At 71.2% G+C, this 14433-nt stretch carries 16 protein-coding genes and 1 tRNA gene; 3 read left to right on the top strand and 14 right to left on the bottom strand.

The genetic code is table 11. The features are described from left to right. Positions 1–158: 158 nt before the first annotated feature. A tRNA-Tyr gene (locus ACTU3I_RS06925) sits at positions 159–243 on the bottom strand. A gap of 106 nt (positions 244–349) precedes the next feature. Next, positions 350–838 (bottom strand): FBP domain-containing protein, encoded by a 489-nt coding sequence (locus tag ACTU3I_RS06920; RefSeq protein ID WP_442924923.1) that lies wholly within the window; start codon positions 836–838, stop codon positions 350–352. Positions 839–903: 65 nt separating this feature from the next. Between ACTU3I_RS06920 and ACTU3I_RS06915 the strand changes: the two genes are divergently transcribed. Continuing rightward, entirely contained in the window at positions 904–1392 is a 489-nt protein-coding gene (locus ACTU3I_RS06915; RefSeq protein ID WP_442924922.1) for a YajQ family cyclic di-GMP-binding protein, read from the top strand. Here ACTU3I_RS06915 and ACTU3I_RS06910 read toward each other — a convergent pair. The 8 genes from ACTU3I_RS06910 to ACTU3I_RS06875 all read right to left on the bottom strand — a co-directional run bounded on the left by ACTU3I_RS06910 (position 1383) and on the right by ACTU3I_RS06875 (position 8348). Then, entirely contained in the window at positions 1383–1685 is a 303-nt protein-coding gene (locus ACTU3I_RS06910; protein WP_442924921.1) for a hypothetical protein, read from the bottom strand. The genes ACTU3I_RS06915 and ACTU3I_RS06910 overlap by 10 nt on opposite strands. Positions 1686–2018: 333 nt before the next feature. After that, complete coding sequence (locus tag ACTU3I_RS06905; RefSeq protein ID WP_442924920.1) at positions 2019–3002, bottom strand: PIG-L family deacetylase; 984 nt, start codon at positions 3000–3002, stop codon at positions 2019–2021. 81 nt (positions 3003–3083) lie between these two features. Further along, complete coding sequence (locus ACTU3I_RS06900; RefSeq protein ID WP_442924919.1) at positions 3084–3317, bottom strand: hypothetical protein; 234 nt, start codon at positions 3315–3317, stop codon at positions 3084–3086. Positions 3318–3343: 26 nt separating this feature from the next. Further along, the gene (locus tag ACTU3I_RS06895; protein ID WP_442924918.1) at positions 3344–4312 is read right to left on the bottom strand and encodes an alpha/beta hydrolase; all 969 of its coding nucleotides are present in this window, start codon (positions 4310–4312) and stop codon (positions 3344–3346) included. A gap of 275 nt (positions 4313–4587) precedes the next feature. Then, complete coding sequence (locus tag ACTU3I_RS06890; protein ID WP_442924917.1) at positions 4588–5961, bottom strand: FAD-dependent oxidoreductase; 1374 nt, start codon at positions 5959–5961, stop codon at positions 4588–4590. A gap of 48 nt (positions 5962–6009) precedes the next feature. Beyond that, a complete protein-coding gene (locus tag ACTU3I_RS06885) occupies positions 6010–7071 on the bottom strand; it encodes a polyprenyl synthetase family protein (RefSeq protein WP_442924916.1) in 1062 nt (353 codons plus the stop codon). Positions 7072–7080: 9 nt separating this feature from the next. Beyond that, on the bottom strand, positions 7081–7818 hold the full coding sequence (gene ubiE, locus ACTU3I_RS06880; RefSeq protein WP_442924915.1) for a bifunctional demethylmenaquinone methyltransferase/2-methoxy-6-polyprenyl-1,4-benzoquinol methylase UbiE: 738 nt from the start codon (positions 7816–7818) through the stop codon (positions 7081–7083). Then, on the bottom strand, positions 7815–8348 hold the full coding sequence (locus ACTU3I_RS06875) for a DUF402 domain-containing protein (RefSeq protein ID WP_442924914.1): 534 nt from the start codon (positions 8346–8348) through the stop codon (positions 7815–7817). The genes ubiE and ACTU3I_RS06875 overlap by 4 nt, the downstream gene beginning before the upstream one ends. A 43-nt stretch (positions 8349–8391) precedes the next feature. Between ACTU3I_RS06875 and ACTU3I_RS06870 the strand changes: the two genes are divergently transcribed. Continuing rightward, on the top strand, positions 8392–9663 hold the full coding sequence (locus tag ACTU3I_RS06870) for an isochorismate synthase (RefSeq protein WP_442924913.1): 1272 nt from the start codon (positions 8392–8394) through the stop codon (positions 9661–9663). Between the two features lie 179 nt (positions 9664–9842). Here ACTU3I_RS06870 and ACTU3I_RS06865 read toward each other — a convergent pair whose 3' ends face one another. From ACTU3I_RS06865 to ACTU3I_RS06855, 3 genes are read right to left on the bottom strand one after another with little or no spacing between them, the layout of a single operon-like run. Continuing rightward, positions 9843–10700 (bottom strand): PPK2 family polyphosphate kinase, encoded by an 858-nt coding sequence (locus ACTU3I_RS06865; RefSeq protein WP_442924912.1) that lies wholly within the window; start codon positions 10698–10700, stop codon positions 9843–9845. 18 nt (positions 10701–10718) lie between these two features. Beyond that, positions 10719–12491, bottom strand: coding sequence for a 2-succinyl-5-enolpyruvyl-6-hydroxy-3-cyclohexene-1-carboxylic-acid synthase (menD, locus tag ACTU3I_RS06860; protein WP_442924911.1), 1773 nt, complete (start codon positions 12489–12491; stop codon positions 10719–10721). A 2-nt stretch (positions 12492–12493) separates the two neighbouring features. Continuing rightward, on the bottom strand, positions 12494–12925 hold the full coding sequence (locus ACTU3I_RS06855; protein ID WP_442924910.1) for a PLD nuclease N-terminal domain-containing protein: 432 nt from the start codon (positions 12923–12925) through the stop codon (positions 12494–12496). A 64-nt stretch (positions 12926–12989) separates the two neighbouring features. Between ACTU3I_RS06855 and ACTU3I_RS06850 the strand changes: the two genes are divergently transcribed. Then, complete coding sequence (locus ACTU3I_RS06850) at positions 12990–13256, top strand: DUF4229 domain-containing protein (RefSeq protein ID WP_442924909.1); 267 nt, start codon at positions 12990–12992, stop codon at positions 13254–13256. A 183-nt stretch (positions 13257–13439) separates the two neighbouring features. On the opposite strand, the gene ACTU3I_RS06845 is transcribed toward ACTU3I_RS06850, so the two are convergent. After that, entirely contained in the window at positions 13440–14411 is a 972-nt protein-coding gene (locus ACTU3I_RS06845; protein ID WP_442924908.1) for a 1,4-dihydroxy-2-naphthoate polyprenyltransferase, read from the bottom strand. Positions 14412–14433: the final 22 nt, after the last annotated feature.

Below are 14433 nucleotides of genomic sequence, written 5' to 3'. Positions count from 1 at the left end.
AGACCTTTGGTGGCGAGTGAGGGATTCTCCCCACCGCCCCTCCACGCGCCGCTCCGCAGCGCGCGGAGCCTCCGGCGGTGTGGGCCCAACCGAGGTCCGAACCCGCAATGCCCGATAAAGGTCTGAAGGGCCCCGCTGCGCGGAGCCCTTCAGACCTTTGGTGGCGAGTGAGGGATTCGAACCCCCGAATGCTGAGCAGTCTGATTTACAGTCAGATCCCTTTGGCCGCTTGGGTAACTCGCCGGGTGCGCACCCGCCCGGCTTTCTCAGTCGACCAGAGGCGCGATCACCCATATTACTCTGCCGCGCGGCGCGCACAGAACCACGTGGCGACGCCGCCGTGGCGGGTTCAGGATGCCTCGAGCACGCGCTCCACGAAGGCCTCGGTGCGTCGGCGGGTGCCGTCGATCTTCAGATCCACGCTCGCCCGCACCTCGCTCGGTGCCAGCGGCGGCGCCAAGCGCACGTTCTCGTGGCACGACAGATCGGCGCAGATGTAGGTGCCCACGCTCGCACCGGCGTCCCCCGCCGAGCCGGCCTTGCGGGCCGTGAACAGGGCGACCTGATCGGCGGGCTGCATCGTGTGGCAGATGTTGCACATCGCCGAACGCGCCCGGGAGGTCCCCTCGGCAGCCCGCAGCACGACGCCCGTAGGCGCGCCGTCGCGTTCGGTGACGAGGTACCCCCGCCCGCGCGTGCGCGGGTCGCGCCACGCGAGGAAGTCCAGGTGGTCCCAATCAGTGAGGAGGAAGTCGACCGGGAGTGCGACGACCCGCTTCTCGTCCGGCGCGGCGTTGACGAGCGATTCCCGCAATTCGTCTTCGGTCAGGGCACGCATGGCCACCATTTTACGAAGAACCCGCCGGCTGGGGCCGATGCCGGTTGTCGGATTACACTCGCGTCATGGCCGACAGCTCCTTCGACATCGTCTCCAAGATCGACCGCCAGGAAGCCGACAACGCGCTCAACCAGGCTCGCAAAGAGGTCGAGCAGCGCTACGACTTCAAGGGCACCGGCTCCTCCATCGAATGGAGCGGCGAGTCCATCCTCATCAAGGCGAACACCGAGGAGCGTGCCGCGGCCGTCCTCGACGTCTTCCAGTCGAAGCTGATCAAGCGCGGGATCTCCCTCAAGAGCCTCGAGTCCGGCGAGCCCGTCGCCAGCGGCAAGGAGTACCGGATCGTCTCGACGCTCAAGGAAGGCATCTCGCAGGAGAACGCGAAGAAGATCGGCAAGCTCATCCGCGACGAGGGCCCGAAGTCGGTCAAGTCGCAGATCCAGGGCGACGAGCTGCGCGTGCAGTCCAAGAGCCGCGACGACCTGCAGGAGGTTCAGCGCCTGCTGAAGGCGGCCGACCTCGACGTCGACCTGCAGTTCATCAACTACCGGTAGGACGCGCGAGCGCGACCGGGCACCAGTTCGTCCGGCGTGGGGGCCGCCGAGCGGTAGCCCGGGCTCATGGCGGCGAGGTAGTCCATGTGCACCTTGTAGCAGGCGAGGCGCAGCGTGTTCGCCCATCCCAGCACCGCGCCGCGACGCATGGCCTTGTAGGCGACCTGCGTTCCGTTCATGACACGGCGGATCTCGATACGGCCGTACTCGACGCCCTGCGGATCGACCATCCGCCATGTCCCGGTCGGGCCCTCGACGGCCGCCATGATCGGATGCCATTCGCCCACGTGCACCGGATCCCTTCTCCGGCCGTGGATGCGACTCTAGGGCCGCATCCCGACATCGGGAAGGGCGTCGGCGCGCGGTCTCCGGTCGTCCGCTCCCCTCACGCGCGCCCGCGCCGCGCGTGGTGTGAGGCTTCTCTCATGTTCCCCATTTCGGGGGGATGGGGACGGTATCGTCCTTCCCAGCCAGGGGGGTCCGTCCTTGGGGATCGGGCACGTGACGGACCGGTCGCTCGTTCTGGGGACGTCGACCGGACCGCCGTTACTCCACCTGCGGCCTGTCGGTCCCCGGCCGGCGTCAATTCGGGTGACGCCGGCGGGGGATCCCGGCTTGTGGACCGCTCAGCCGAGGTCGAGCTCCGACGCGCCGCGGGCATACTCTCGCTGCAGCCACGCGCCGAACAGGCGCATGTTCAGGCACGAGTCCAGGTCGTGGCAGTTCGCCACAACCGGATCGTGCTGCGAGTAGGTGGCGAAGGCGGCCACCTTTCGTGCCAGCTCGTCGCCCGACACGTTCGGGTCGTAGTCCGACGTCTGGTAGCCGATGGCGAAGCTGACGGCCGCGGGGTCGTACTCCATGCTGCGCCAGGCGGCACGGGCGAACGACGCGGTCGACGAGTGATCGGAGTGGTCGCCCCTGGCCAGATCCACGGCCTCGCGCGGCATCCCGGTGAGGAGCGCGTCGGGCTCGGCGTCGGAGATGATCTCCACCAGGGAGTGCGTGATGTCGTCGATCGTGAGGTTCTCCGGGCCGTCGACGTCGCGCACGGTCGGGATGGTGCCGTTGGCGAGTTTCTCGAGGCTCTCGTAGCCCATGCTCGCGAAGCCGCTGCCGTCGATGTTGCCGTCCACGAGCCGGAAAGATAGGAGCGTCAGCCGGGGGTCGGACACCGGGCTCCACTCCGCGACGGTGACGCCCGTCTCCAGCGTGTCGGTGGTCTGGTTCCACTGTCCGTCGTATCCGCGGAGCGTGTCGTAGGCCGCGCGGATGCCGTCTTCGCGACCGCGGGAATAGTCGAGGCCCTTTCCCGCGTCCCCGGCGGAGAGGTAGGCGATCGTGACGCACTGGCCCTGGGCGAGCGCATCGGCGACGCGGGTGTGTCCGAAGATGAGGTCATCGTCATAATGGGCCCAGATGGCGACGAGGCTTCCCGCGTCGCACAGCTCCGGCGTCGGCTGGGGTTCCGGTGTGGCCGTGGGCTGCACGACCGGCACGGCCGTGGGAGACGCGGTCGAGACCGGCGACGCCGTGGGCGAACGGTCGGCCACCGGGTCGGCGGCGCACGCGCCCAGGACCATCAGCATCGCCCCGAGCATCGCTGCCATCGGCGTACGCCATCGACGATCTCGTCCCATGCATGCCCCCCGGATGATGCGATCTCGTTCCGATCATCGCACGAGAGCGGATCAGCGGCGAGGAAAGGACCGCGAGGGGTTCATCACGAGGTAGAGGTAGTAGAACCCCGCAGCGATCGCGGCCAACCCGCCGAGGATGCCGATGAGCATCAGGGGCGAGTCACCGTGCACCACGAAAGCGCGCACGCACGCCGTCACCGAGATCACGCCGCCACCGATCGCGAGCACGCCGAAGATCGTCAGGAGGACGCGCTTGAGGAGGAGTTCGGGGTCCTGCTTTGCCATGATGCCCTTTCGCCGGCGATGTCGTCTCAGCGTATGGCCCGCATCCATCGCTCCAGCGTCAGGAACGCGGCGGCACGCGGCGTCGGTGCGGACAGGAAGACGTCATGGATCGCCTCGGGGATCCGCGCGATCGTCACGAGCTCGCCGATGCGCGTGGCTGCGCGGGCGATGTCGTCGACCACCAGCACCGAGTCGGTGGCGGTCATCTCCGGGAGCCACCGGAGGGGCGGCGTAGATCTCGTCGAGAGCAGGACGAGGACCGGGCACCCGACGTCGAGACCGTCCGCGACGCGGCGATGCCCCGCGACGACGGCGGCGAGCCACCGCGGATGCGTGGGGAAGCCCCGCTCCGGCCGCCACCCGTCCGGGGCATCCGGGAGCGAGCCGAGCTCCCGCTGGGCGCGCGTATAGAAACCGAGATCGACGACGGGATGCGGGCCCAGCGGATCGACACGGGCGCGGGCGTTGATGAGCGGCGTGAGCGCCTGGCGCCCGATCGGGCCGAGCTGGAGCTCGAGCCACGGACTGTTGAGCACGAGCGCGGTCGCGCGACCGGGATGACGCGCCGCCCACAGCGTGAGCACGAGCCCGCCGGTGGAGTGACCCAGCAGCACGAGCGGACGCGCCGTCGCCGTCTCGGTCTCGATGACCGCGAGCGCCGCCGTGAGCTCGGCGTCGTAGTCATCGAGCGATGACACGTCGCCGGGGCGCTGCCCGGGGCGGAAGCTCCGGCCGTAACGACGGAGATCCAGTGCGTAGAACCGCGCCCCGAGGTCGGTCCAGAACCGGGCGAGCTCGGTCTGGAAGAAGTAGTCCGACCACCCGTGGACGTACAGCACGTCGACGTCGCGAAACGCGCCGAAGAGCCGCGCCGCGGGGTGCGGGACGCTGCGCACGAGGGTCGCGACGATCTCGCCGCCGTCGTCCCGGCCGAGCGGCAGCGTGCGCTGGGAGAAGCCGGGCCCCAGGATGTCGGGTCCCCACTCCTCGCTCATGTCGTCAGCCTAGAGGGGAGGCGCAGCCCGGGAGGATGCCGCGGCACGACGGGAGTCCCCAACGTCCGCGAGGCGCGCGCTGCCGCCTCCCGAGCCACCCTGATCCCGCACGGCGGAGCCGCACCGGGGGCTTCACGAGCCGTCCGCCGGAGGTGCGGATCGTCTCGCTCAGCCATGCTCACGGAGCGAGGACAGCGCGGCGGCGGGTGCCGCGGGGTTCTGTGGAGGACCCCCCCCCCCCGGGCGGCGCCCTGTGCAGGAGGGGTCGGCTCCCGTCACTGCCCGCGCGAGATCGTGACCATCTCGTCGCGGGGCACGACCTTGATTCGGGCACGCTCGTGCGGCAGCCCCAGGGCGACCTCGTGCTCGTCGAGCCGGTGCCACCCGTCGAGGTCGGTCCACGCGACACCCCGCTCGGCGAGGAGCACCGGGATCGCCTCCTCCGAGGGGTTCTCCGGCTGCCACCACGACCCCTGGTCGTTGATGAGGTGACGCACGGTCTCCATGGCGTCGGACTTGGTGTGGCCGATCAGTCCCACCGGTCCGCGCTTGATCCACCCGGTGGCGTAGACGCCCGGCACGCGCTCGTTGGAGTCCTTGTGCAGCACCTGACCCTCGTGGTTCGGGATGACGCCATGCCTCTTGTCGAAGGGCACCCCCGGCAGTGGCGAGCCGAAGTAGCCGACGGCGCGGTAGAGCGCCTGGATCGGCACCTCGCGAAGCTCCCCCGTGCCGGCGACGCCGCCCTCGCCGTCCGGGCGCGTGCGCTCGTAGACGAACGCCGAGGCGTGGCCGTCGGCATCCGTCTTGACTTCGACCGGCTTCGCCCAGAAATGCAGATGCAGTCGGCGAGACGCGGTCCCGCCGGCATTGTTCACCGAGTCGCGCTTGCGCCACGACTGCAGCACGCGGTCGATGACCATGACCTGCTTGTTGCTGGCGATGGCGGCTTTGGAGGCCTCGTCGTAGTCGAAGTCCTCGTCGTACACCACCATGTCGACGTCACGGAGCTCGCCCAGCTCGCGCAGTTCGAGCGGCGTGAACTTCACCTGCGCCGGGCCGCGGCGGCCGAACACGTGCACGTCGGTGACCGGTGAGGCCTTGAGACCCTCGTACACGTTCGCGGGGATCTCGGTCGGGAGCAGATCGTCGGCGTGCTTGGCGAGCATGCGCGAGACGTCGAGGGCGACGTTGCCGTTGCCGATGACCGCGACCGAGGCGGCGGTCAGGGGCCACTCGCGGGGCACGTCGGGGTGTCCATCGAACCAGCTCACGAAGTCCGCTGCCCCGTAGGAGCCCCGCGCGTCGATGCCGGGGATGTCGAGGGAGGTGTCACGGACGGCGCCGGTGGCGAAGATCACGGCGTGGTAGTGCCGCTTGAGATCTTCGAGCGTGATGTCGGTCCCGAAGTGCACGTTGCCGAAGATGCGGATGTCGCCGCGGTCGAGCACTTCGCGCAGAGCGGTGATGATGCCCTTGATGCGCGGATGATCGGGCGCGACGCCGTAACGCACGAGCCCGTAGGGCGCCGGCAGGTGCTCGAAGAGATCGATCGAGACGTCGAACTTCCGCTCGGCCTTCAGCAGGATGTCTGCGGCGTAGATGCCGGCGGGTCCTGCGCCGACGATGGCCAGCCTGAGCTTGGTCATGGAAGGTCCTTTCGGGTCCGACGACACGTCGGGCGTCGGATGGTTCGGTCAGCTGGAGCGATCGGCCACGGCCTGCGCGAAGCGCGTCAGCGCCTCGCGCACAGCGCCGTCGGGCACCGGCTCGAGCGCGGCGATCGCATCGCCCGACCACTGGTGGGCCAGGTCCAAAGTGGCCTGGGTGGCCTCGTGTTCGCGCAACCGTGCGAGGGGGTCGTCCAGCAGCTCGGGCTCGGCGCCGTCGGCGATGCGGGCCACGCCTTCGTCGATCCGCGCGTGCAGCTCGCGGGACGCGGCATCCGTCCGCTGACCGAGGAGCAGGTACGGCATGGTGGGCACGCCCGCGCGCAGATCGGTGCCGGGGACCTTGCCGGTCTCGTCGGCGTCGGCGGAGAGGTCGATGACGTCGTCGAGCAGCTGGAAAGCCACCCCGGCCTTCTCTCCGAAGACGCGCACCGGCTCTTCGAGCCGCTCGGGTCCGTTCGAGAAGACGATGCCCGCTTCGGCGGCGGCGGCGATGAGCGAGCCGGTCTTGTCGGCGAGCACCTGCAGGTAGAACGCGACCGGGTCATCGCTCTCCTGCGGCCCCACGGTCTCGTGCATCTGGCCGAGGACGAGCCGCTCGAAGGTGTCGGACTGCAGCCGGATGGCGCGCTCCCCGTGCCGCGACATGATCTGGCTGGCGCGGGAGAACAGCAGGTCGCCGGTGAGGATGGCGACGTTGTTGCCCCACACCGTCTGCGCGCTCGGGACGCCGCGGCGCACGTCCGCGCCGTCCATGACGTCGTCGTGGTAGAGCGATCCGAGGTGCGTCATCTCCAGCGCGGTCGCGCCGTCGATGACGGCGCGCGTCGCGCCGTCGCCGAGCTGTGCGGTGAGGAGCGCCAGCATCGGGCGGATGCGTTTGCCGCCGGCCTCGTAGAGGTAGCGACTGGTCGCGTCGGCGAGCGCGTCGGCCACGCGCAGCTCGAGGGCCAGCGTCTCTTCGACGCGGTCGAGTCCCGACTCGACAGTGGCGAGCAGCTTGCGCGAGCGGGCGCCGGCGAAAACGCGGTCGGTGAGACCCAGCTTGCCCGCCATCTGCGAGCCCGCAGCGGAAGGTCTGGGGGTCACCCCCTCAGCCTACCCCGACGCGTCGGACGCCCCGCGGGCGAAGCCGCGGTGGAGGGCGACGATGCCGAACGAGAGGTTGCGATGTTCGACGTCGGCCCAGCCCGCGTCACGCATCCACGCCGAGAGCGTCCGCTGGTCCGGCCACTGGCGGATCGATTCGTTGAGGTAGTCGTAGGCCTCGGCGTTAGAACTGACCGCGCGGGCGACGACCGGCAGGACGCGGTCGTTGTAGAAGCGGTACAGCCCCGAGAAGGCGGGCGACGGGGGGTGCGAGAACTCGCAGATCACGACGCGGCCGCCGGGCTTGGTGACCCGCCGCAGTTCTCGGAGGGCGACGCGCGGCTCGTTCACGTTGCGCAGACCGAAAGACATCGTGACCGCGTCGAACTCGGCGTCGTCGAAGGGGAGCGCCATGGCATCCGCCTGCACGAACTCGAGGTTGCGCTGCGCGCCGTGGCGTCGCCGGCCCTCCGCGATCATGCCGGGCGAGAAATCCGCCGCCACGACGTGCGCACCGCTGCGCGCCAGCGACACCGCGCTCGCACCCGTGCCCGCGGCGAGATCCAGGATTCGCTGGCCGGGCCGCGGATTCACGGCTCGGGTGGTCGCCACGCGCCAGAGCCGGTCATTGCCGAGGCTCAGGACGGTGTTGGTGCGATCGTAAGCGGGTGCGACCTTGTCGAACATGCCGCTCACGCGGGCCGGGTCTTTGCCGAGGTCGGCACGGTTCGGCTCGGCGTTCGTCACGCGTCCGAGTCTAGGCGGCTGAGGACCGCGAGCCAGCGGGCCCGGGTCGCCTCGTCGAACGGCGCCTCCTTCGCCCGCACGCGCCGCTCCAGGTCGACGGTGACCGACTCGAGGCGATCGACGATGTCGAGCGGGTACCCGAGCGCGACGCGGTGGTCGTCCCACTCGTCGCGGTCGTCGATGAAGATTCCGTGGCGCTCGTCGTCGACGACGTCCAGATCCATGTCGATCCCGGTCGGTTGCCCGTCCGCGCTCCAGGCGACGTCCCACGCGACGTCGATGTACACGCGCGTGGGGTGCGGCGCGGCGTTGGCGGTGTAAGCCCACTCCCCGCTGGGAGGCATCAGCGTGACGTTGGGGTGCGGGGCCTGCAGCGCGCGACCGGGGCGGGCGCTTCGCCACCCGGCCGGCTGACCGAGCCAGTCGCCGTGATCGTCGCTGCCGAGGAAGACGCAGTCGTGCTCCCAGTGCGGCGAGCCGTCCCACTTGCGCCAGCGGAAGACGAGTCGGGTACCGGGAGCAGGGGTCACGAACGCAGTCTAGGGACGCTTCGCCGAGAACTAGGCTGAGAGCGTGCCTCATCCCGGAGCGGCCGAGCTTCCCCGACTGCGCGTCGTCACGCGAGAGATCGAGGCCCCGGAGGACCTCCTTCCCTACACGACCACGCACGATCCGCTGTTCTGGAGCCGCCGCGGCGACACTCTCGCCGCGTTCGGCACCGTTCTCGCCCTGACCGCCGGCAGTTCGGCCCCGGCCGCCGAGCTGGCGGCGCGCTGGCGACAGCTCACGGCACGCGCGGTGATCGACGACCCGGTCGGCATCGCCGGCACGGGGCTGATCGGGTTCGGCTCGCTCGCGTTCGACGCCTCATCGCCCCGCGGCAGCACCCTCATCGTTCCCGACCTCGTCGTGGGACGCCGCGGGGGCAGGGCGTGGGTGACGCGCGTGAGCCTTGCGGATGCCGATGCCGATCCGCGCCCGGAGCTTCCGCCGCGCTCGCCCTTCGGGCCGCAGTGGTCCGCGGCGCTCGGCCCCGGCCGCATGAGCGCCGAGGGGTATCAGGACGCCGTCCGCGCCGCGCTCGCCGCCATCTCCGAACGCCGGTACGACAAGGTCGTGCTCGCCCGCGACCTCGTCGGGACCGTTCCGGCCGGGGCGGACCTCCGCCGGCTCATCCGGTCGCTGCTCACCGGATACCCCGACTGCTGGGTCTTCGCCGTCGACGGGCTCCTCGGCGCCAGCCCGGAGACCCTCGTCACCGTCTCCGGGGGCACGGTCACCGCGCGCGTGCTGGCGGGGACGACGGCGCGGGGGGCAGACGCCGATGCGGACGCCGAGGCTTCCCTGGCGCTCTCCGACAGCACGAAGGATCAGGACGAACACCGCTTCGCCGTGCAGAGCGTGCTCGCATCGCTCCGCCCGCACACGCGTGCGCTCGCCGCTGCCGAACAGCCCTTCACGCTGCGCCTTCCCAACGTGTGGCACCTCGCCACTGACGTCGAAGGTGATCTCGCCGACGGATCCAGCTCGCTCGACCTCGTGGCCGCACTGCATCCCACGGCGGCGGTCGCGGGCACGCCGACGGCAGCGGCCGTGGAGGCCATCGGGCAGCTCGAACCCTTCGACCGCGGTCGCTACGCGGGCGCGGTGGGGTGGATCGGCGCCTCGGGGGACGGCGAGTGGGCCATCGCGCTGCGATGCGCGCAGTTCGGTCTGGACGCCGAAGGCGAACGGATGCCGCTGACCGCGTACGCGGGCGCCGGCATCGTCGCCGACAGCGATCCCGAGTCCGAACTCGTGGAGACCCGCGTGAAGTTCCGTCCGATCGTCGACGCTCTCGCCTGACCCCGTCGCGCCCTCCCGCTTCGTCTCGCTGCGCTCGCTCAGCGTCCGGAACCCGCCCCTCGGCCCCGCGCACGCTCAGCGCCCGGAACCGGCCCCTCGGCCCCGCGCACGCTCAGCGCCCGGAACCGGCCCCTCGCACCCTGAGCGAGGAGCGAAGCGACGAGACGAAGGGACCTCGCCTAAGACGCGGCCAGGCGCGCGCGCTCGGCGGCGACGTCGAAGTCGGCGGCGGGCCAGTGCGGATCGAGCGACGCGAGGGCGTCGATGAGAAGCTGCTGCACCGCCGAACGGGCGTACCACTTGCGATCGGCGGGCACGACGAACCACGGCGACGTGGCGAGGCTCGTGCGCTCGAACACGGTCTGATACGCCGCCATGTAGTCGTCCCACCGTTCGCGCTCGTCGACGTCCGCCGGGTTGTACTTCCAGTGTTTGTCGGGGCGGTCGAGCCGCTCGGTGAGGCGTTCTTTCTGCTCCTCTTTCGAGATGTGGAGCATCACCTTCACCATCCGGATGCCGCGGGCCACCGCATCCGCCTCGAAATCCACGATCGCCGCGTAACGACGCTCGATCTCCTCGGGCGGGGCGAGGGCGCGCACGCGACCGATGAGCACGTCCTCGTAGTGCGACCGGTCGAAGACCCCGATGCGTCCGGGGGCGGGGAGTCTCGGGCGGACGCGCCAGAGGAAGTCGTGAGCGAGCTCCTCTTCGGTCGGTTTCTTGAACGACGCCAGCTCGACGCCCTGCGGGTCGACCGCGCCGACGACGTGCCGCACGATCCCACCCTTGCCGGCTGTGTCCATCGCCTGCAGGACGAGCAGCACCGACCCGGGAGCGACGCCGGCGACGCTCTGTGCGAACAGGCGCTCCTGCAGGTCGCTCAGGCGCGCGGCACCGCCCGCGAGCTCTCGCGCGGCGTCGGCCTTCGTGCCGTCGTAGCCCGGGGTGGCGTGCGGGTCGATGTCCGCCAGGCGGAAGCCGGCGTCGACACGGAGGAGGTCGGAGACAGGATGCGTCCAGCTCGGCGAGGTCTTCATCGCCTCATCCTGCCGCGTTCACCGCTCCAGCGGCACCTCGAGAATCTGCCGCCCGCCCGCGGGAGCCGTGAGGAGCTGGTCGAGGGCGCTCCGCGTCGTGGGGCGGTGGTATTCCCAGCCGTACGCCAGCGCGAGCTGCTCCAGCCGGACGCCCTGCGGCGTGTACAGCACGCGGTCCATCGCATCGGCTCCGGCGCGGGCGGCCACCTCCAGGCCGTCGAAGATCGTGCCGCCTCCGTCGTTGCCGACGACCACTTGGATGCGCGGCTCGTCCTCCGCTCCGGGCAGGAGGAGCGCGCCGACATCGTGCAGAAAGGCGAGGTCGCCCAGGAGCACCCGGGTGACCCCGGCGCGGCCGCGGCTCTGGCTGGCGAGGGCGACGCCCATCGCGGTCGAGACGGTGCCGTCGATCCCCGCCAGTCCGCGATTCGCGTGGACGGGGACCTTCTTCCCGCCGAGGACGGCGTCGGCCACCCGCACCAGCCGCGACGAGCCGAAGACGAGCCGATCGTGCGGCCAGGTCGCCCGCCAGACGGCGTCGACGAGGGCCGCGCGGTCCAGCGGAGCGCGGAGCACGGCGACCTCGGCGGCGATCGCTCCCAGTCGCTGCTTGGGCTCTGCCGACGCCAGCCCGTCGGCGTCGGGGGCCGGCGGAGACAGATCGACCGCCGCGGCCTGAGAGGCACGCATCCATCGACCCAGCCATTCGCGGTCACCCGCACCGGCCGCCACCGCGACCGCGCCGACCGTGCGCGTGGCGCCGTTCAGGTTGAGCGGTTCGCCCGGCCCGCGCACCGCGATCGCATCGAGGTCGTCGCGCGCGAGCAGGGCAGCCACCTCACGGCTGAGCGTCGGATGACCGAACACCACCGCGCGCTCGACCGCGCCGCCCAGGTCTGGTTCGCCGAGCAGCTCGCGGTAGCCGTGCACGAGATGGCGACCGAACCGCGCCCCGCTCACGATCTCGGCGACGAGCGGCCAGTCCCCCGCGTGCGCCAGCTCTTCGGCGCCGGGCCCCGCGTCGGCGCCGGCGATCACGATCGTGCGCGGGCCCCGCGCGAGCATGAGGGGAGCTTCCGCCTCGGGCGCGGCATCCGCGTCGCCGATGCCGCCGCCACCCTGGTAGAGCGCGCCCGACGAGCCGTCGGTGTCGTCTCCGGCCGTCCCGGCGGGCGGCTGCGACAGCCACGACGGAAGGTCACCGGCCAGCGGTTCGCGGTACGGCAGGTTCAGGTGCACCGGGCCGGCTGGACGTCCGCCGGTGCCCGTCGCCGCCGCGAATGCGTCGGCGACGACGGCGCGGAGGACGGTCGACTGGGGTGCCGATCCGTCGGGGTCGATCTCGTCCGCAACGGCGAGGTCGGCATCCCAGCGCACCTGGGGGGCGAACATCCCCGGCTGGCGTGTCGTCTGGTTCGCCCCGACACCGCGCAGCTCGGGCGGCCGGTCAGCCGTGAGGAGGATCATCGGCACGCCGGAGTGATGGGCCTCGAGCACGGCCGGCAGCAGGTTCGCCACGGCGGTGCCCGACGTGCAGACGACGGCGGCGGGCATCCGCGTCTCGCGGGCGATGCCGAGAGCGGTGAACCCAGCCACCCGCTCGTCGACGCGCACGTGCAGCCGGATGCGATCCGCCCGCTCCAACTCCGCGGCCACCAGGGCCAGCGCCTGCGAGCGTGATCCCGGGCTGAGGACGACGTGCTCGACGCCGTGGCCGACGAGGGCGCACAGCAGGGCCGCCGCCGCGTCCGTCGCGGGGGCCGCGCTCGAGCGCGCGGGGTCGGCCGGCACCGTCAGCCGACCGCGCCGCGGTGTCCGCGGGCGTCGTCGTCACCCTCGGTTCCGGGCGCCGGCGGTGTCGCGTCCGGCTTGGTCCCGGGGTCGCGTTCGGCGCGGAACCGGTCGTCGTCCGATTCGGCGTCCAGCTGCGCCAGCTCTTCCTCGAGACGGCGGATGCGCTCGTCCTGATCTGACACCGTGCCGATGCGCCCGAGGAATTCAGGGTCGTCATCCGGCGCCCGGCGAGCCTGGACGGCGGAGCGGCGAGCCCTGCCGACGACGAACCACAGGATGCCGCCGAGCACGGGCAGCACGATCACGATGACGAGCCACGCCGCCTTGCTCACGCCGCGATGGCGGGTGGCGGGCTGCAGGGCGCAGTCGACGATCGAGTAGACCCAGAAGACGGCGCCTACCAGCGCAACGATGAGCAACAGCCTTGCCACGCTCTCATCCTAGGCGCGCAGGCTGAGCGTGGGCCGGGACCGCCCGGCGACCTAGAATGGAAGGATGATCGCTCGCTCGGCTGTGCTGTACTCGGTGCTGCGGTTGCTGGCGTTCCTCGTGCCGTTCGGCCTCCTCATGCTCCTGCCCATCTTCCAGGAGCTGTGGTGGCTGGCCGCGATCTTCGCCGCCCTCATCGGGCTTGCCCTGTCGCTGCTGTTCCTCCGGCGGCCGCTGAACGACGTCACCTCGGAACTCGCGCAGCGCCGGGCTCAGGCGCGCGTGCGCACCTCGGTCGACGACGCGCGCGCCGAGGACGACGACAGGAACTGAGGGCGAGACCGGATGCCGCGATCCGGCTGAGGTGGCTCCTCCTGCCGCTTCACCGTGCGCGAAGCGACCCCGACGGACACGTGATGACGAGGCCGCAACGTCGAGGTGGCAGCCCGCGCCGCCTCCTCACGCGCGATGCGGCCCCGGGCGACACCCGAGCCGGGAGACCGGAGCTGACGCGACTCAGCCCACGAACGCCCAGAACAGCATGGCCGCGTACCCGAGCGAGGTCAGCGAAGTGAGCGCGAGGGCGATCACGAGCTCTCGCGGCGCGCGGTAGGTCCACACGATGAGCACCGCAGGCAGGGCCGCGAGCAGGGCGAGGAGCGTCAGCCACGCGATGGGATAGAGGAGCGCGAGGAACACGCCGATGCCGAACGGCGCGAGGACCAGCACGGTGTAGAGCCACTGGGTGGCGCGCCTTCCGATCCGCACCGACAGCGTGCGCTTGCCGGCGACGCGATCCTGGTCGATGTCGCGCAGGTTGTTCACCAGCAGCACCGCGCACGCGAGGAAGCCGACGGCGACGGCGCCGAACCAGGCCTCCTGCGGCAGGGAGAGCGCCTGGACCCATGTCGTACCCAGCGTCGCCACGAGCCCGAAGAAGACGAAGACGAACACTTCGCCGAGCCCGGCGTATCCGTACGGACGCTTGCCGCCGGTGTAGAACCACGCCGCCACGATGGCCGCGGCGCCGACCAGCAGCATCCACCACTGCTCGGTGCGGATGACGACGGCCAGACCGGCGATCGCCGCGAGCGCGAAGAAGACGCCCGCCACTGCGAGCACGGTGCGCGGCCGCGCCTTGCGCCCGCCCGTGAGGCGGGCCGGACCCACGCGCACATCGTCGGTGCCCCGGATGCCGTCGCTGTAGTCGTTGGCGTAGTTCACGCCGATCTGCAGGCACACCGAGACGGCGAGGCAGGCCAGCGCGATCACCCAGTGGAGGGGGGCTCCGCCGAGGGTCGCCGCCCCTGTCCCCACGAGCACCGGGCTGACGGCGAGGGGCAGCGTGCGCAGTCGCGCAGCGCCGATCCAGTCGCCGGCGGTGGCCTTTCGCGGCGCCGCGGGCGCGGGGCGCTTCTGCGGATTGCCTCGCGGCTTTCGGCGTTGCGAGGACGTGCCGGATCGGCGGGATCGGGATTGTGCGGCCACGAAGTGCCATATTAGGCCGATC

The sequence above is a fragment of the Microbacterium sp. RD1 genome, from assembly GCF_052220165.1.
GTDB lineage: Bacteria > Actinomycetota > Actinomycetes > Actinomycetales > Microbacteriaceae > Microbacterium.
Note: the sequence above shows the minus strand (reverse complement) of the source record. Positions and strands in the feature narration are given on the sequence as shown.

Bases quoted from the DNA above. Each gene is read 5' to 3' on its own strand.
- ACTU3I_RS06920 (WP_442924923.1), bottom strand. From the start codon at position 838: ATGCGTGCCCTGACCGAAGACGAATTGCGGGAATCGCTCGTCAACGCC.
- ACTU3I_RS06915 (WP_442924922.1), top strand. From the start codon at position 904: ATGGCCGACAGCTCCTTCGACATCGTCTCCAAGATCGACCGCCAGGAA.
- ACTU3I_RS06905 (WP_442924920.1), bottom strand. From the start codon at position 3,002: ATGGCAGCGATGCTCGGGGCGATGCTGATGGTCCTGGGCGCGTGCGCC.
- ACTU3I_RS06900 (WP_442924919.1), bottom strand. From the start codon at position 3,317: ATGGCAAAGCAGGACCCCGAACTCCTCCTCAAGCGCGTCCTCCTGACG.
- ACTU3I_RS06895 (WP_442924918.1), bottom strand. From the start codon at position 4,312: ATGAGCGAGGAGTGGGGACCCGACATCCTGGGGCCCGGCTTCTCCCAG.
- ACTU3I_RS06890 (WP_442924917.1), bottom strand. From the start codon at position 5,961: ATGACCAAGCTCAGGCTGGCCATCGTCGGCGCAGGACCCGCCGGCATC.
- ACTU3I_RS06865 (WP_442924912.1), bottom strand. From the start codon at position 10,700: ATGAAGACCTCGCCGAGCTGGACGCATCCTGTCTCCGACCTCCTCCGT.
- ACTU3I_RS06850 (WP_442924909.1), top strand. From the start codon at position 12,990: ATGATCGCTCGCTCGGCTGTGCTGTACTCGGTGCTGCGGTTGCTGGCG.